Annotated in this window: 13 protein-coding genes; 9 read left to right on the forward strand and 4 right to left on the reverse strand. The window is 71.5% G+C overall.

Features of this window, described 5'->3' with window-relative positions; all coding sequences use genetic code 11:
• Positions 1–125 precede the first annotated feature (125 nt).
• Both VM685_RS07760 and serA read left to right on the forward strand, forming a co-directional pair.
• The gene (locus VM685_RS07760) at positions 126–1298 is read left to right on the forward strand and encodes a phosphoserine transaminase (protein WP_325459549.1); all 1173 of its coding nucleotides are present in this window, start codon (positions 126–128) and stop codon (positions 1296–1298) included.
• 79 nt (positions 1299–1377) lie between these two features.
• Positions 1378–2952 carry a phosphoglycerate dehydrogenase gene (serA, locus tag VM685_RS07765; RefSeq protein WP_325459550.1) on the forward strand — a complete coding sequence of 525 codons (1575 nt, stop codon included), beginning with the start codon at positions 1378–1380 and terminating at the stop codon, positions 2950–2952.
• 126 nt (positions 2953–3078) lie between these two features.
• Here the strand turns inward: serA and VM685_RS07770 are convergent, their stop codons facing one another.
• Both VM685_RS07770 and VM685_RS07775 read right to left on the reverse strand, forming a co-directional pair.
• Positions 3079–3342 carry a MoaD/ThiS family protein gene (locus tag VM685_RS07770; RefSeq protein ID WP_325459551.1) on the reverse strand — a complete coding sequence of 88 codons (264 nt, stop codon included), beginning with the start codon at positions 3340–3342 and terminating at the stop codon, positions 3079–3081.
• Complete coding sequence (locus VM685_RS07775; RefSeq protein ID WP_325459552.1) at positions 3342–4460, reverse strand: glycosyl hydrolase; 1119 nt, start codon at positions 4458–4460, stop codon at positions 3342–3344. The genes VM685_RS07770 and VM685_RS07775 overlap by 1 nt, the downstream gene beginning before the upstream one ends.
• A 145-nt stretch (positions 4461–4605) precedes the next feature.
• On the opposite strand from VM685_RS07775, the gene VM685_RS07780 reads away from it, so the two are divergent.
• The 7 genes from VM685_RS07780 (at position 4606) to VM685_RS07810 (ending at position 15212) form a co-directional block, all read left to right on the forward strand.
• A complete protein-coding gene (locus VM685_RS07780) occupies positions 4606–6798 on the forward strand; it encodes a TonB-dependent receptor domain-containing protein (RefSeq protein WP_325459553.1) in 2193 nt (730 codons plus the stop codon).
• A 77-nt stretch (positions 6799–6875) separates the two neighbouring features.
• Complete coding sequence (locus VM685_RS07785; RefSeq protein WP_325459554.1) at positions 6876–7679, forward strand: protein imuA; 804 nt, start codon at positions 6876–6878, stop codon at positions 7677–7679.
• Positions 7597–9129: a DUF6504 family protein gene (locus tag VM685_RS07790; protein WP_325459555.1), complete on the forward strand. Its 1533-nt coding sequence runs from the start codon at positions 7597–7599 to the stop codon at positions 9127–9129. Before VM685_RS07785 ends, VM685_RS07790 begins: the two co-directional genes overlap by 83 nt.
• Entirely contained in the window at positions 9126–12338 is a 3213-nt protein-coding gene (locus VM685_RS07795) for an error-prone DNA polymerase (RefSeq protein ID WP_414693348.1), read from the forward strand. The genes VM685_RS07790 and VM685_RS07795 overlap by 4 nt, the downstream gene beginning before the upstream one ends.
• 53 nt (positions 12339–12391) lie before the next feature.
• Positions 12392–13924, forward strand: a complete 1533-nt coding sequence (locus VM685_RS07800) for a carboxylesterase/lipase family protein (protein WP_325459557.1) — start codon at positions 12392–12394, stop codon at positions 13922–13924.
• Positions 13925–13977: 53 nt separating this feature from the next.
• Complete coding sequence (locus VM685_RS07805; RefSeq protein ID WP_325459558.1) at positions 13978–14862, forward strand: Ku protein; 885 nt, start codon at positions 13978–13980, stop codon at positions 14860–14862.
• A 26-nt stretch (positions 14863–14888) separates the two neighbouring features.
• On the forward strand, positions 14889–15212 hold the full coding sequence (locus VM685_RS07810; RefSeq protein ID WP_325459559.1) for a hypothetical protein: 324 nt from the start codon (positions 14889–14891) through the stop codon (positions 15210–15212).
• Between the two features lies 1 nt (position 15213).
• Here the strand turns inward: VM685_RS07810 and VM685_RS07815 are convergent, their stop codons facing one another.
• Both VM685_RS07815 and VM685_RS07820 read right to left on the reverse strand, forming a co-directional pair.
• The gene (locus VM685_RS07815) at positions 15214–16512 is read right to left on the reverse strand and encodes an NTP/NDP exchange transporter (protein WP_325459560.1); all 1299 of its coding nucleotides are present in this window, start codon (positions 16510–16512) and stop codon (positions 15214–15216) included.
• Entirely contained in the window at positions 16499–17404 is a 906-nt protein-coding gene (locus VM685_RS07820) for an aldo/keto reductase (RefSeq protein WP_325459561.1), read from the reverse strand. The genes VM685_RS07815 and VM685_RS07820 overlap by 14 nt, the downstream gene beginning before the upstream one ends.
• Positions 17405–17441: the final 37 nt, after the last annotated feature.

A 17441-nucleotide genomic window follows, 5' to 3' on the forward strand; every position in this document is an offset into this window, starting at 1 on the left:
CAGCGTCGCTCACGACAGGTTTCAGAACATTTCTCTTGCGCTGCAGCAAGAACCCGGATTTCTGGCCAGCGGGCCACGCCCTCCCAACGGGGCGCTGCTCATCTGCAAGGATGGGAGACATCGCTATGACTACCCCGCCGAAGCCGGCCATGCGTCCGGCTCGCCCCGAGTTCTCTTCCGGCCCGTGCGCCAAGCGCCCCGGATGGACCCCCGAAAACCTATCCGGCGCAGTGCTCGGGCGGTCGCACCGTTCGAAGCTCGGCAAGGCGCGCCTGAAGGAAGCCATCGACCGCACCCGGGAGGTGCTGGAGGTGCCAGACGAGTTCCTGATCGGCATCGTCCCCGGCTCCGACACCGGCGCCGTCGAGATGGCCATGTGGTCGATGCTGGGCCCCCGCCCCGTGCAGCTCCTGGCCTTCGAGAGCTTCGGTAAGGACTGGGTCACCGACGTGACCAAGCAGCTCAAGCTGGAGGCCGAGGTGCTCTCGGCCGATTACGGGCAGCTCCCGGACCTGACCAAGGTCCGCAAGGACGCCGACCTGATCTTCACCTGGAACGGCACGACCTCGGGCGTGCGCGTGCCGAACGCCGACTTCATCGCCGCCGACCGCGAGGGGATCGTCATCTGCGACGCCACCTCGGCCGCGTTTGCCCAGACGCTCGACTGGGAGAAGCTCGATGTGGTCACCTTCTCCTGGCAGAAGGCGCTGGGCGGCGAGGGCGCGCACGGCGTCCTGATCCTCGGCCCCCGCGCCGTGGCCCGCCTCGAGAGCTACAGCCCGCCGTGGCCCATGCCGAAGCTCTTCCGCATGACCAAGGGCGGCAAGGTGAACCTCGAGATCTTCGAGGGATCCACCATCAACACGCCCTCCATGCTCTGCGTGGAGGACTACCTCGACGCCCTGAAGTGGGCGGCGAACATCGGCGGCCTCGCCGAGATGAAGCGCCGGGCCGACGCCAACCTCGCCGTGCTGGAGGCTTGGACGCAGCGCGCGCCCTGGGCCGCCTTCTTGGCGGAAGACCCGGCCACCCGGTCCAACACCTCGGTGTGCGTGAAGGTCATCGACCCGCGGGTCACCGGCCTCTCCCCCGACGCCCAGGCGGACTTCGCCAAGAAGCTCGCGTCCGTGCTGGAGAAGGAGGGCGTGGCCCTCGACGTCGGCGGCTACCGCGACGCCCCTCCGGGCCTCCGGATCTGGTGCGGCGCCACGGTCGACACCTCCGACCTCGACGCCCTGACGCCTTGGCTCGACTGGGCCTTCGCCACCGTCGCCGCCGACCTGCAGGCCGCGGCCTAACCGGCCGCCCGCTCATCCCCTGACACGAGCCTCCCGTGACCGCACGGGAGGACTCCCTCTCCCGAAAGGAGACCTCCCAATGCCCCGCGTGCTCATCGCCGACTCGCTCTCGCCCGCCGCCCTCAACATCTTCAAGGAGCGCGGCGTCGACGCCGACGTGAAGACCGGCCTTCCGAAGGAAGAGCTGCTCAAGATCATCGGCGACTACGACGGCCTGGCCGTCCGCTCGGCCACCAAGGCCGACAAGGAGGTCATCGCCGCCGCCAAGAAGCTGAAGGTCATCGGCCGCGCCGGCATCGGCGTGGACAACGTCGACATCCCCGCCGCCACGGCCGCCGGGATCGTCGTGATGAACACCCCGTTCGGCAACTCGATCACCACCGCCGAGCACGCCATCGCCATGATGTTCGCCCTGGCCCGCCAGCTCCCCGCCGCCGACGCCTCCACCCAGGCCGGCAAGTGGGAGAAGAACCGCTTCATGGGCGTCGAGCTCTACGGCAAGACGCTCGGCCTGATCGGCGCCGGCAACATCGGCGGCATCGTCGCCGACCGCGCCAACGGCCTGAAGATGCACGTGGTCGCCTACGACCCGTTCCTCTCGGAGGAGCGCGCGGTGGAGATCGGCGTGGAGAAGGTCGAGCTCGAGGACCTGCTGAAGCGGGCCGACGTCATCACCCTGCACACCCCGCTCACCGACAAGACCAAGAACATCCTGTCGGCCGCCAACCTGAAGAAGACCAAGAAGGGCGTGATGATCGTCAACTGCGCCCGCGGTGGGCTGGTGGACGAGGCGGCCCTACGCAAGCTGCTGGACGAGGGCCACGTCGGCGGCGCGGCCTTCGACGTCTTCGTGCAGGAGCCGGCCAAGGAGAACCCGCTGTTCGGCGCGCCGAACTTCATTGCCACCCCGCACCTGGGCGCCTCCACCGTCGAGGCCCAGGAGAACGTCGCCCTGCAGGTGGCCGAGCAGATGAGCGACTACCTGCTCACCGGCGCCGTCACCAACGCCCTGAACAGCCCCTCGGTCACCGCCGAGGAGGCTCCGCGCCTGAAGCCCTTCATCGCGCTGGCCGAGAAGCTGGGGGCGCTGGCGGGCCAGATGGTCGACTACGGGATCAAGGGCATCGACATCGCCTACGAGGGCCAGGTCGCCAGCCTGAACACCAAGCCGATGACCGCCGCGGCCCTGTCGGGCGTGATGCGGCCCATGCTCGCCGACATCAACATGGTCTCGGCCCCGGCGGTGGCGAAGGAGCGCGGCATCTCGGTGTCGGAGTCCAAGCAGGAGGACTCGCCGATCTACGAGAGCCTGATGCGGATCGTCATCGAGACGGAGAAGGGCCGCCGTGGCTTCGCCGGCTCCGTGCTCGCCGGCGCCCCGCGGATCGTCGAGGTGAAGGGCATGGACCTCGACGCGCCGTTCTCGCCGCGGATGCTCTATGTGAACAACCTCGACAAGCCGGGCTTCATCGGCGCGATCGGGGCGCTGCTGTCGGAGGCGAACGTCAACATCGCCACCTTCAACCTGGGCCGCGTGACCGTGGGCCAGGACGCCATCGCCATGATCGGCGTGGACCAGGATCCCGCGGACGACCTCCTGAAGAAGATCCAGGCCCTTCCCCACGTGAAGGAAGCCCGCCTGCTGAAGTTCTGAGGCCCCGAAATCCTCCCCCCACAGGGGGGGGCACGAAGTGGTGGAGGGGGTTTCACCCGCTGAGGCGGTGGTGGAACCCCCACAGTCCCTTCGGGACAGCTCCCCCTCAGGGAGCATCGGGCGTTTCTACCCTCCGCTCAGCGCGCCGAAGATCAGCAACTCGTCGCCGTCCCGCAGGGGCCGGCGGACGTCGCGGGTCTCGTCCATGCCGACGAACAGACGCATGTGCCGGCGCACCCGGTCCTGCTCGTCGATCACCCGGAACTTCAGGCCGGGGAAGCGCCGGTCGACGTCGTCCAGCACGGCGTCGACCGTGCCGCCCTGCGCCTCCAGCCGGGTCTCGCCGCCGGTGTAGGAGGTGAGCTGGGAGGGGATCAGCACCCGGATCATCAGAGCCGCGCCGCGGTCACCGAATAGATCTCCGGCAGGTGGGCGGCGATCTGGCGCCAGCTCTCGCCCGCGTCGGCGCTCATCCAGAGCTCCCCGCCGGTGGTGCCGAGATAGAGGCCGACCGGCGCGCCGTCGTCGCGGCAGAAGGCCTGGCGCTTGACCGTGAACCAGCCCTGCTCGGCCGGGAAGCCGCGGTCCTGGCGCGTCCAGCTCCTGCCGGCGTCCGCCGTGCGGTAGACGGCCGGCTTTCCGCCGGGGCTCACCCTCGGCCACACCTCCGTGCCGTCCATGGGAAAGACCCAGGCGGTGTCGGCGTCGCGCGGATGCGGCACGATGGAGAAGCCGATGTCGCCCACCTCCTTCGGCATGGCCTCGCCGATCCGCTCCCAGCGCTCGCCGGGGCGGTCGAGGCGGTAGATGCCGCAGTGGTTCTGCTGCCAGATGCGGTCGGGGTTGGTGGGGGCGAGCGCGATCTGGTGGCTGTCCTGGCCGTACTCCGGATAGGGGTCGGGCAGGAAGTTCGCCTCCACATTCTGGTTCAGCGGCCGCCAGTCCGCGCCATAGTCGGTGGTCTCCAGCACGCCGGCCGAGCAGGTGGCCAGGTACATGTGCCGGGCGTCGCGCGGGTCGATGCAGATCCCGGCGACGATCGCCCCGTCGGGCGTGCCCCCGTCCGGCGGCAGCCAGTCCATGATCTTCGGGTGTTCGTTGAGGCCTGCGACGCTCTCCCAGGTCGCGCCGCCGTCGGCGCTTCGGAACAGGCCCGGCGGCGAGGTGGCGGCCCACCAGACGCCCGGCTCGCTCGCGTGCCCCGGCTCCAGCCAGAAGGTGTGGTTGACCGAGCGGCCGTGCGGCTCGCCCTTCGGGAAGGCCGGCGGCGTCTGCGCCTCCTGCCAGCTTTCTCCGCCGTCCGTGGACCGGAAGATCGTCGGTCCCAGATGGCCGGTGGACGCGGCCATGAGCAGGGTCTTCCCGTCACGCGGGTCGAGGACCAGGTGGTTGACGATACAGCCCAGCAGGATCGGTCCCTGGACCTTCCAGTCCAGCCGGTCGCCGTCGCTGCGGTAGATCCAGGCCCCCTTGCGGGTGCCGACGAGCAGTTGGGTCGCTTGCCCCATGGATGAACCTCCTCCTCCCCGCAAAGGACGTTCCAGCCGCGCCAGTCCCGACACGCAGCCGCAAAAAGGTCAAGCAGGGGAGGGGCCTTGCCAAGCCGTCCGGCGCAGCTTCATATTACAACTGTAATATCTACGGGAGGAGCCGTTGCGTCCTGTCTGTGTCGCCCTGGCCGCCCCGGCCCTGCTGCTCGCCGGCCAGGCCGCCGCCCAGGGGCCCGCGCCGCCGACCAAGCCGCCCGCCGCCGCGAAACCCGAGCCGAAGACGGTGGGCGAGGTGGTGGTCTCGGGCGCCGCGCAGGACGTCCGCACCTCCATCGACCGCACGAGCTACGACGTGGCCAAGGACCTGCAGTCCGTCACCGGCTCGATCGGCGACGCCCTGCGCAACGTGCCCTCGGTGGAGGTGGACGTCCAGGGGAACGTCAGCCTGCGCGGCGATCCCAACGTGACCATCATGATCGACGGCAAGCCCTCGGGGATGTTCCGCGGCGAGGGCCGGGCGGCGGCCCTGCAAAACCTGCCCGCGGACCAGATCGAGCGGGTGGAGGTGATCACCAACCCCACCGCCGCCTTCAACCCGGAGCGGGCCGCGGGGGTCATCAACCTGGTCACCAAGAAGACCCGCAAGGCGGGCTGGTCGGGATCGGTACGGGCCATGCGCGGCAGCGAGGGGCGGGCGAACGGCGGCCTCAGCGGCGGCTTCAATTCCCGCAAGCTCACCCTCTCCGGTGACGTGAGCTTCCGCAGCGACCCGCAGAAATACAACTTCGTCGAGGAGCGGGAGCGGCTCGATCCGGCGAGCGGCGCCCTGGCGAAGAGCCGCGACGGGACGGCGCAGATCGGCGAGGGCCGAATCTGGAACCTGCGCGGCAGCGCCGACTACGACCCCGACCCGGCCAATCGGATCGGGGTCGAGGTCCGCCGCTTCGACATGAAGATCGGCCTCGACATGTACCAGCACTACGAGGGGTTGGACGCGGGCGGGAGCCCGGTCCGGGTGTTCGACCGGTTCGGCCGGTCGGACCCCAGGCGCATCAACACCGAGGGCTCGGTGAGCTGGCGGCGCAAGTTCACGGGGGAGGACCACGAGCTCGTCACCCACCTCAGCCGGGAGGAGACCGAGGTGGACGGCGGTGGCCGCCGCGGCTTCATCTCCGGCCGGCTGCCGCCGGCGCCGGACCTGTTCGAGGACTACCGGCAGGACAATCTGCTGGCCGAGACCGAGCTGAAGATCGACTACACCCGCCCCATGCCGGCCGAGGGCAAGCTGAAGGCCGGCTATGCCCTGGAGCGTGACGACAACCGCTACGACGACCGCGGCTCCCGCGGTCCGTCCTCCGACGCCCTGGTCCTCGAGCCCGCGCTCACCAACCTGTTCCGCTTCGAACAGGCCATCCAGGCCGCCTACGTCACCTACGAGCAGCCGTTCGGCGACCTCACCCTGCTGGGGGGCCTGAGGCTCGAACAGGTGGAGATCGACGTCGACCAGGTCACCCAGGACGTCCGGGCTTCCCAGGACTACGTCCGCCTCTATCCCAGCCTTCACGCCAGCTGGCGGCTCAGCGACGCGCGGCGGCTCAGCGCCAGCTACAGCCGCCGCGTCCAGCGGCCATCGGCCTTCGAGCTGAACCCGTTCCTGCAGTTCATCGACCCGTTCAACTACTGGCAGGGCAACCCCTTCCTGAAGCCGCAGGTGACCGATTCCTTCGAGGCCGCCTTCCAGCACCGGGACGGGGGGACGCTCTATCTGGCCACCGTCTACTGGCGGCAGAGCCGGGATGGGGTGACCGAGGTGGTCCGCGACCTGGGCGGCGGCGTGCTGTTGCGCACGCGAGAGAACCTGGGCGAGAGCCGGGCCGCGGGGCTGGAGCTGGTCGCCAACGGCAAGCTGACCAACCGGCTGAGCTACAACCTCTCCGGCAACGTCTCCTGGAACGAGATCGAGGCGTCGCGCCTGGGCTTCCCGGAGCCGCGGGACGGTGTCTCGGTCGGCGGGCGGGGTAACCTCAACTGGCAGGTGACGCCGAAGGACTTCATCCAGCTGAACGGCCACATGAACGGCGAGCGCCTGACGCCCCAGGGCTACCGCAAGCCGTTCGGGATGCTGAACCTCGGCTACCGCCGCAAGCTCAACGACCGGCTGTCGCTGATGGTCACCGGCCAGGACCTGCTCTCGACCTTCAAAGACGTGCAGGTGCTGGACACGCCGGCGCTGCGCTCGCGCGTGGTGCGCAAGGGCAACGTCCGCGGCGTGTTCGTCGGCTTCAACTGGACCTTCGGCGGCCAGGGCCAGAAGCCGCGGGAGCCGGCCTTCGAGTTCGGCGGCCCGTCCGACTGATTGCGACAAACCGGGGAGCTTGACTCCCCCCGTTCCGGGTTTAGAACAAAACTGGAACGAAAGGAGTCCGCAAAGCCATGTCCGGATCTCGCGCTCGGGAGCTCGCCGCTCTCAAGGCGAAGGTCGCCGCACTCGAAGCGGGCGGGCGGGCGGACTCTGAATCCCTGCCGTTCGGCGCCCCTTCGATTGACGCCTGCCTGCCCGGCGGCGGCCTGCCGCTCGGCCGCTGGCACGAACTGGTCGCCGACGGGATGGAGACCGAGACCGCCGCCGCCCCGGCCGCCGTCGCCGCCCTGATGGCCGCGCCCCTGGCGAAGCGCGGGGAGGCGGTCTGGGTGGTGCGCCGCGACGACCTCTGGGCGCCCGGCCTCGCGGGCCTCGGCTTCCCGCCCGAGCGGCTGATCCAGGTCTGCGCCCGCGACGAGGCCGAGGTCCTGGCGGTGATGGAGGACGCGCTCGCCACCGTCGGCGTGGCGGCGGTGTTCGGCGAGGCGGAGGCCGTCGACCTCACCGCCGGCCGGCGGCTGCAGCTCGCCTGCGAGAAGCTGGGCTCGACCGGCTTCGTGATCCGCCGCCGGCCGTTCGGGGGCGCGGCGAAGCGCGAGGCGACGGGCTCGGCCGCCGCCACCCGCTGGCGCGTGGCCCCGGCGCCGTCCGAGCCGGCGGCCGGCGAGTTCGGCCTCGGCGCGCCCCGTTGGACGGTGACGCTGGAGCGCTGCCGCGGCGGGCGCACCGGGGCGTGGCTGATGGAGGCCGCGGGAGCCTATTCGCCGGACGCTTTCTTTGTGGAGACGACGGATGTCGCGCATCCTCTGCGCCTGGTCGCCGATCTGGGCGATCGCGACCTGGCGCCGGCGCAATCCGACCGCCGCGCCGCCTGAGGCGGTCCCCTTCGCCCTGCTGGCCACCGCCCGCGGCGTGCGTAAGCTGGCGGCCGTCAACGAGGCGGGGCTGAAGCTCGGCCTGCGTCCCGACCAGAAGGCCACCGACGCGCGGGCCCTGGTCCCCGACCTGGCTGTCGCGGACGCCGAGCCCGAGACTGACGCCGCGGCGCTCGCCGCGCTCGTGGACTGGTGCGTGCGCTTCTCCCCGGCGGTGGCGGCCGACGCCCCCGACGGCCTTTTCCTGGACATCTCGGGCGCCTCGCACCTGTGGGGCGGGGAGCGGGAGATGGTGGCCGACTTCCAGGCCCGCCTGGCGGCCAACGGCCTGCCGTTCCGCTGCGCCATCGCCGACACCCCGGGGGCCGCCTGGGCGCTCGCCCACTACGGGAGCGACGGCGCGATCGCGCCGCCGGGCGGCCAGCGGGATCTGATCGCCCCCCTGCCGCCCGCCGCGCTCAGGCTCGATCCCGAGGCCGCCGCCCAGATCGAGCGGCTGGGCCTGAAGCGGCTCGGCCAGGTGATGGACCTGCCGCGCGGCCCCTTCGCCCGCCGCTTCGGCCAGCCGGCCCTCGACCGCCTGGACCAGGCCTTGGGCCGCACGAAGGAGGCGCTCACCTTCCGCCGGCCGCCGACGCCCTGGTTCGCGAGGCTCGCCTTCTTCGAGCCGATCAGCGCGCCGGAGGACATGGCCCGCGTCGCCCACGACGTGACGGCGAAGCTCTGCGCCCGGCTGGAGGCCGAGGGCCAGGGCGCCCGCCGCTTCGAGCTCTGCTTCCACCGCCTGGACGGCAAGGCGCTGCCGGTGGCCGTGGGCCTGTCGCTGCCCGGCCGCGACCCGGGGCGGATCGCGAAGCTGTTCGTCCCCAAGCTCGAGGTGATCGACCCCGGCTTCGGGATCGAGGTGGTCACCCTGGAGGCCCACGAGGTGGAGCCGACCGGCGGACGGCAGGTGACCCTCGACACCCGCGCCCAGCCCTCGGTGGAGGACGGCCTCGCGCCGCTCGTCGACCGGCTGGCCAACCGGCTGGGCGAGGACCGCGTCTGGCGCGCCGCGCCGGTGGAGAGCCATGTGCCCGAGCTCGCCGCCGCCCGCGCCCGCCCGCTTGCCCCCGCGCCCGAAGCCCGGCCCTGGGATCCCGAGACGCCCCGGCCGGTGCGCCTGTTCCGCCGGCCCGAGCCGCTGGAGGGCGTCATCGCGCTCACCCCCGACGATCCGCCCAACCAGTTCCGCTGGCGGGGCCGCACCCACCGCGTCCGCCGCGCCGAGGGCCCCGAGCGGGTCGGCGAGGAGTGGTGGAAGCGCGACATCGGCGAGGTCTCGGTGACCCACGTGCGCGACTACTACCGGGTGGAGGACCAGGACGGCGCCCGCTTCTGGGTGTTCCGCGCCGGCCTCTACGCCCCCGGTCAGCCCGCCCAATGGTGGCTGCACGGGCTGTTCGGATGACCCGATACGCCGAGCTGCAGGCGACCACCAACTTCTCCTTCCTGAGGGGGGCGTCGCATCCGCACGAGCTGGTGGTCGGGGCCGCGGCCCTGCGGATGGAGGCGGTGGGCGTCTGCGACCGCAATACCCTGGCCGGCGTGGTCCGCGCCTGGTCGGCCATGCAGGACCTGCGCGACGGCGGCTCGCCGGTCCGCGCCCTCACCGGCTGCCGGCTCGACTTCGTGGACGGCTCGCCCAGCCTGCTGGTCTACCCCTCCGACCGCGAGGCCTACGGCCGGCTTTCCCGGCTGCTGACGCTCGGCCAGCGGCGGGCGGAGAAGGGCGAGTGCCTGCTGAACTGGGCGGACTTCCTGGACCACGCCGAGGGCCAGCTCGTCCTGGTGGTCCCGCCCGAGCGGCTGGACGCCGGCTTCGAGGCCGACCTGAGGCGGATCGCCGGCGAGCTGCCCGACGTCTGGCTGGCGGCGGCCCGCCGCTACGGCGCGCGCGACCTGCAGCGGCTCTCGCGGCTGGCGGCCCTGGCGCAGGGCGCCGGCGCGCCGATGGTCGCCACCAACGACGTCCTCTACCACGGGCCTGAGCGGCGGCCGCTGCAGGACGTGCTCACCTGCATCCGCGAGACCTGCACCATCGCCGAGGCCGGGCTGCGGCTCGAGGCCAACGCCGAGCGGCACCTGAAGACCCCGGCCGAGATGGCCCGCCTGTTCGCGAAGTACCCCGGGGCGGTGGAGCGTAGCGTCGAGATCGTCGAGCGGATCGGCTTCGACCTCTCCCAGCTCCGCTACGAATACCCCGACGAGCCGGTGCCGCCCGGCAAGACCGCCATCCAGCACCTGCGCGACCTGACCTGGGCCGGGGCGGCCTGGCGCTTCCCGGACGGCGTGCCGGAGAAGGAACGCCGGGTCATCGCCCACGAGCTGGACCTGATCGAGAAGCTCAACTTCCCCAACTACTTCCTGACCGTCCACGACATCGTCCGCTGGGCGCGCGAGCAGGGCATCCTCTGCCAGGGGCGCGGCTCGGCGGCCAATTCCTGCGTCTGCTTCTGCCTGGGCATCACGGCGGTGGATCCCACCAAGCCCGACCAGGACCTGCTGTTCTCCCGCTTCATCTCCGAGAAGCGCGGCGAGCCGCCCGACATCGACGTCGACTTCGAGCACGAGCGGCGCGAGGAGGTGATGCAGTACGTCTACGCACGCTACGGGCGGGAGAAGGCGGCCATCGTCGCCACCGTGATCCACTACCGCCCGCGCATGGCCATCCGCCAGGTGGGCAAGGCGCTGGGCCTGACCGAGGACATCACCGCGGCGCTCGCCAACACCGTCTGGGGCTCCTACGGCGACGGGGTGCCGGACGCCCACATCCGCCAGGCGGGCCTCGACCCCGACGCCCCCGAGATCCGCCGCGCCACCGCGCTCGCCCAGGAGCTGCTGGGCTTCCCCCGCCACCTGTCTCAGCACGTGGGCGGCTATGTGCTGACCAAGCGCCGGCTCGACGAGACCGTGCCGATCGGCAACGCCGCCATGGCCGACCGCACCTTCATCGAGTGGGACAAGGACGACATCGACGCGCTCGGCCTGATGAAGGTGGACATCCTGGCGCTCGGCATGCTGACCGCGCTCCGCAAGAGCTTCGAGATGCTGCCGCGCCTCACCGACGGCACGCAGATCACCGACATCGCCCACATCCCGCAGGAGGACGCCGGCGTCTACGAGATGCTCTCGCGCGCCGATTCCGTGGGCGTCTTCCAGGTGGAGAGCCGGGCGCAGATGTCGATGCTGCCCAGGCTGAAGCCCGCCAAGTTCTACGACCTGGTGATCGAGGTGGCGATCGTCCGGCCGGGGCCGATCCAGGGCGACATGGTCCACCCCTACCTGCGCCGCCGCGAGGGCCGCGAGGCGGCGGAGTTTCCCGCGCCCGCGCCCGAGCACGGCCCGTCGGACGAGCTGCGCCAGGTGCTCGGCAAGACGCTGGGCGTGCCGCTCTTCCAGGAACAGGCCATGCGGCTCGCCATCGAGGCGGCGAAGTTCACCGACGACGAGGCCGATGGCCTGCGCCGCTCCATGGCCACCTTCCGGGCCAACGGCCGGCTGTGGGAGTACCGGGAGAAGTTCATCGAGGGCATGGCGGCCCGCGGCTACGACGTCGAGTTCGCCCAGCGCTGCTTCAAGCAGATCGAGGGCTTCGGCTCCTACGGCTTCCCGGAGAGCCACGCGATCAGCTTCGCGCTGCTGGTCTACGCCTCGGCCTGGGTGAAGAAGCACCATCCCGAGGCCTTCTGCGCGGCGTTGCTGAACGCCCAGCCGATGGGCTTCTACCAGCCGGCCCAGCTGGTCCGGGACGCGCGCGAGCACGGGGTGGAGGTGCGCCCGCCCGACGTCGGCTTCTCCAACTGGGATTGCACCCTGGAGGAGAAGGACGACGAGCGCCTGCCCTACCGGCCGCTGCGCCTGGGCCTGCGCCAGATCCGCGGGCTCAAGAAGGAGGACGGCGAGCGGATCGCGCTCGCCCGGGCCGCCGGCGCGGCCAGCCTCGAGGACTTCGCCCTGCGCGCCGGCCTGTCGCGCCGGTCGCTGGAGCTGCTGGCCGAGGCCGACGCCTTCCGCTCCCTGGGGCTCGACCGCCGCGCGGCGCTCTGGGCGGTGAAGGGTCTGGCCGACGAAGTGGGCGCCGAGAAGTCCGCGCCCCTGGTCGCCCGCCAGAGCCTGAAGGAGGCCCAGGTGCAGCTGCCCTTCATGAGCCTGCCCAAGCAGGTGGCCGAGGACTACCGCACCACCAGCCTGTCGCTGAAGGCCCATCCCGTGGCCTTCTACCGCGAGGAGCTCGCCGCCCAGAAGGTCGTGCCCTGCCAGGCGCTGAAGGGGATGCGTGACCGCCGCCGCCTGGCCGTGGGCGGCCTCGTCCTGGTGCGCCAGCGGCCGGGCACGGCCAAGGGAGTGGTCTTCCTGACGCTCGAGGACGAGACCGGCATCGCCAACATCGTGGTCTGGAAGGACGCCTTCGAGGCCAACCGCCGCCTGGTCATGGGGGCCTCCTTCCTGGTCGTCCACGGCCAGCTGCAGAAGGAGGGCGAGGTCATCCACCTGGTGGCCGAGCGCTTCACCGACCTTTCCTGGAAGCTGGGCGCCATGCGCGACGAGGAGGAACCCCCGCCGGAGGTGCGCAGCCGCGTCACCGGCCGCCTGATCCGCAGCCGGGATTTCCATTGACCGGGCGCCTGCGCCGCCGAATGCTCGCGGCGGTCACCAGGGAGGGGATGTCCATGCTGCGGGTCTTCGGGGCGATCGCCTGCGTGTTCCTGATGTCCGGCGCCGCCCAGGCTCAGCCCACGGAAGCGCAGCCGGTGAAGGTCCGCACGGAGGCCGGCGTAGTCGCCGGCCAGGCCGACGACCGGGCCAACGTCTTCCTGAACATCCCCTACGCGGCCCCGCCGGTGGGGCCACTGCGCTGGGCGCCGCCAAAGCGGGCTGCGGCCTGGAGCGGCGAGCGCGACGCCACCAAGGCCGGCCCGTCCTGTCCGCAGCTGATGAACGCCAATGGGACGCCCAACAGCGGCGGCGCCAATGGCCCGGTCTCCGAGGACTGCCTGCAGCTCAACGTCTATGCCCCGAAGGGGGCGAAGGCCGCACCGGTCATGGTCTGGATCCACGGCGGCTCGCACCGCACGGGCGCCGGCTGGGTCTATGACGGCTCAAACTTCGCCCGCGACGGGGTGGTGCTGGTCTCCATCAACTACCGCCTGGGCGCGCTGGGCTACCTGGCCCACCCGGCGCTGACCAAGGCCGCGGGGGCCCGTGAGCCGCTCGGAAACTACGGCCTGATGGACCAGGTCGCGGCCCTGGAATGGGTGCAGCGGAACATCCGCGCCTTCGGCGGCGACCCGTCGAACGTCACCGTCTTCGGCGAGAGCGCCGGGGGGATGTCGACGCTCGCGATCCTCGCCACGCCCAAGGCCCGTGGCCTCTACCGCAAGGCGGTGGTTCAGTCCGGCCTGGGCTGGTTCGCGCCGACGACGCTGGGCCAGAAGGAGGCGGACGGAGCGAAGCTGCTGGCGCCGCTAGGCGTGGCGGCCACCGCCACGGCGGCCGAGCTGCGCGCACTTCCCGCCGAGCGGCTGGCCGCCCTCGACGGCGGCTACGGCCCGTTCCCCGACGGGCGGCTGATGCCCGAGACCCCGACCCAGGCCCTGGCCGCCGGCCGGTTCGACGACGTGCCGCTGATCATCGGCTGGAACTCGGGCGAGGACTCGCTGATGGGTCCCGGGCCGCTGCGGCCCGAGCAGACGGCGAACATCCCGCCGGCCGCCCGGCTGGTCTGGCGTGAGGAGGCCGCCGCCGGTGACGAACCCCTGGCCCGCGCCCTGTTCACCGACCGGGTGTTCGGCGGCCCCGCCCGCTGGGTGGCGGCGAAGGCCGCCGACGGAAAGCCCGCTTGGCTCTACCACTTCTCCTACGTGGGCTCGCGCTTTCGACCGGCCATGACCCGGGCGGGCCACGCTGCCGAGATCCAGTACGTCTTCGAGTACTGGGGCCGCCGCACGCCGATGAGCCTGGTCTCCGACGAGGACCGGGCCATAGCCGCCCTGATGCACGCCTGCTGGGTCGCCTTCGCGAAGGCGGACGCGCCGTCGTGCGGCGCCGAAGCCTGGCCGGCCTACCGGCCCGCGGCGGACCAGCTCATGGAGTTCGGCCCCGCGCCGGGCGTGCGCGCCGGCTTCCGCAAGGCCCGGCTGGACGCTGTCCAGGCCATTGCCCTGCCGACCCTGGGGCTGACCGCGAACACGCCAACGAACTGATTCGCCAAGCGGAGCGTTTCCGGAGTCTCGACCCTGGGGATCCGGAGACCGGCATGGCCACCCGTCCGACATGGCAAGGCTACCTGCGCCTTAGCCTCGTGAGCTGCCCGGTGGCGCTCTACACCGCCACCTCGCGCACGGGCGAGGTGCACTTCAACATGCTGCACAAGGACACCCACAACCGCATCCGGATGATCCCCACGGACCCGGAGACCGGCCCGGTCGACCGATCGGAGATCGTCAAGGGCTACGAAATCGAGAAGGGCCGCTACGTCGTCATCACCGACGAGGAGATCAAGGCGGTCCGTCTGTCCACCACCCGCACTCTCGATATCGAGCGCTTCGTGGGCGAGGACGAGATCGACCGGCTGTACTGGAACGACCCCTACTTCCTGGCGCCCGACGGCGACATGGCGGTGGAGGCCTTCACCGTGATCCGCGAGGCGATGAAGAAGGAGGGGCGCGTGGCCCTCGGCCGGCTGGTCATGCACCAGCGCGAGCGGCTGATGGCCCTGGAGGCGCGTGACAAGGGAATCCTCGCCTACACCATCCGGAACAAGCGCGAGGTGAAGCAGCCGGAGGAGATATTCGGCGCCATCCCCGAGGTGAAGCCGCCGGCCCAGATGGTGGAGATCGCCGCCAAGATCATCGACCAGCTGGAGGGTCCCTTCGACCCCAGCCAGTTCAACGACCGCTACGAGGACGCGCTCCGGGCCCTGATCAAGGAGAAGGAGAAGGGCGCCTCGGTCACCGCGCCGCAGCAGCCGCAGGAAGCCGAGGTCATCGACCTCATGGAGGCGCTCCGCCGCAGCCTCGGCCAGACCGCCGGCGGCGGCGAGCGGCGCAAGCCCGCCGCCAAGTCCGCCGCGGGCCGCACGGCGGCGAAGAAGGACGCCAAGCCGGCCGCCAAGAAGGCGCCGGCCAAGAAGCGCGCCTGACCAGTTTACACACGGGAGAGACGACGATGCTGAAGACCCTGCTGACCACGGCCGCCGCCGTGGCCGCCTCGGCCCTGGTGGTGGGCTGCGACCGCTCGGCCCAGAACGCCGACGGGACCACCAAGGCCGGAGATCCCGGCGTGGCCGCCGCGCCGGGCACGGTGGGCGGCGCCGACACCGGGCGCGACACCGGCCAGGGCGGCGAGGCGGGCGGCGCGGGCGAGGTCGGCGTGTCGGCCGAGACCGGCTCGCTCGGCCCCGGCTCCACGGGCGCGAACGCCAGCGACTCGCCCACCTCGGGCGCGCCGAACACCACCAACAACGCGGCGTCGGGCGCGCCGCCGCAATAGCTCAGCCGGCCTCGGCGCGGCGGTCGTGGATCCGGCCCAGGCGGAAGCCCAGGGCCGCCCAGGCCGCCGCGAAGGCCGCGCCCAGCAGGGCCACCGCCCCGCCCGAGCCCATGGCCCCGATGACGGCGTTCAGCCAGCCGCTGACCGCGTCGCCGCCGCGGTAGACCACCGTGTCGATGACGTTCTTGGCCTTGTACTTGGTCTCGTTGTCGACGGTGGTGAACAGCATTTCGCGGCCGGGCCGGACCAGGGCGTATTCGCCGACCCTGCGCAGGATCATCACGCCCGCCAGCACGGGGAAGGTGGCGATGGCGGCGAGCAGGCCGAAACCCGCGACCATGGCCACTGGCACGGCGGTCAGCAGGGCGGTGACGCCCAGCCGGCGGGTCAGGCGGCCGGTGAGGAAGACTTGCACGAAGATGGTCAGGCTCTGCACCGCCACGTCGATGGCGCTGAACACCTGGGTCTGGCGGGTCCTGTCCGGGAAGGTCGCCTCCACCAGCCTCGCCTGCTCGAAGTAGAGGAAGGTGGTCACCGTCGCGAGCAGCACCACGAAGACCGAGAGGCCGATCAGGTAAGGCGAGCGGGCGATCAGCGTCAGGCCCGCCAGGATGTTCCCGCCGATAGGGCGGCCGGAGCTTTCCGCGGCGCGCGCCTCGCCGGGCTGGCCGTCGCGCCAGCGCAGCAGGAACATCACCGGCAGCAGGCTCGCCATCAGCAGGCCGGCCGAGATCAGCAGCAGCCCCGCGTGGCCCACCGAGGCGACCAGCAGGCCGCTGGTCAGCGGGCCCATCAGGCCGCCGAGGCTCGCGCCGGCGGCGATCTGGCCGAACAGCCGCTTCGCCTGGCCGGGGTGGAAGACGTCGGCCATCAGGCTCCAGGCGATGGAGACGACGAACAGGTTGAACACCGACAGCCAGATGTAGAAGGCGCGGCCGAGCCAGAGGTCGTCGCTGGCCCGCCAGATGCCGAAGGCGAAGGCTGCGAAGCTGGCGGCGAAGAAGCTGTAGGTGACCGGCAGCAGCCGGCGGCGCGGCATCTTCGTGCTGACCCAGCCGTAGAACGGCACCACCAGCAGGGTGACGACGAAGGTGCCGGTGAACAGCCACTGGAGATTGTCCACCCCGCCGGCGACGCCCATGGTCTCCCGCACCGGCCGCAGCATGAAGTAGCCGGTGAACAGCAGGAAGAAGACCAGGAAGCCCGCCACTACGGCGGCGACCTCCTGCGGCTCGGCGACGATCAGGCGGGAGAGGGCGGCGGCCGGGCCCCGGCGCCGCTGGCCCTCAGAGGCCGTCAATGAACTGCTCCATGCGGGTGCGCAGCGCGGCGTCCGGCATCCGCCCGCGCGCCGCGCCCAGGTTGTCGTCCACGTAGCGGGCCTGGGCCATGCCGGGCACCGCGCAGGTCACCGCCGGGTGCGAGACGACGTACTTCAGGAACACCTGGGCCCAGGTCGCACAGTCGATCTCCCTGGCCCAGTCCGGCAGCGGGCGGCCCTGGGTGGCCTGGAACAGCCGGCCCCGGCCGAACGGCAGGTTGATCATCACCGCCATGCCGCGGTCGCGGGCCAGCGGCAGGATGCGCTCGGCGGAGCCCCGGTTGTCGAGCGCGTAGTCCACCTGGATCACGTCCAGGGTCTCCCGCCGCATCATGGCTTCGAAGTCGGCGTACTGGTTGTCGAAGGAGGTGGTGGCGCCGAGGTAGCGGATCCGGCCCGCCTGCTTCAGCTCGCGCAGGGTGGCGAGCTGGTTGGTGATGTCGCGCAGGTTATGGACGGCGATGAGGTCCAGGCGCTCGGTCTTCAGCTTCTGGAACGAGGCCTCGATCTGCGCCCGGCCGGCCTCCTTGCTGTCGGCGCCGACCTTGGTGGCCAGGAACAGGCCGGGCCGGATCTTCAGCTCGCCGACCAGCTCGCCCACGATGGTTTCGGCCTGGCCGTAGGACGGGGCGGTGTCGATCACCTTGCCGCCCAGCTCGTGGAAGCGCTTCAGCGTCGCCCGGAGCGGCGCCCGCTCGGCTTCGCTCGGCGCGGCGTCGTAGCGGCGGGCGGTGCCGACGCCCACCACCGGCAGGGCCTCGCCGCTGGACGGGATGGGCTTGGTGATCAGGCCCGGCGCCTGGGCCAGCGCCGGGGCCGGCAGGGCGGCGGCCGCGCCGGCGGCGATGAGGCTGCGTCTCGTGAGATCCATGGGCTCGCTCCCTCGTCTGGTCCGCCAGAGCGAAGCC

Origin of the sequence: Phenylobacterium sp., assembly GCF_035539035.1 — a bacterium.
Lineage (GTDB): Bacteria > Pseudomonadota > Alphaproteobacteria > Caulobacterales > Caulobacteraceae > Phenylobacterium.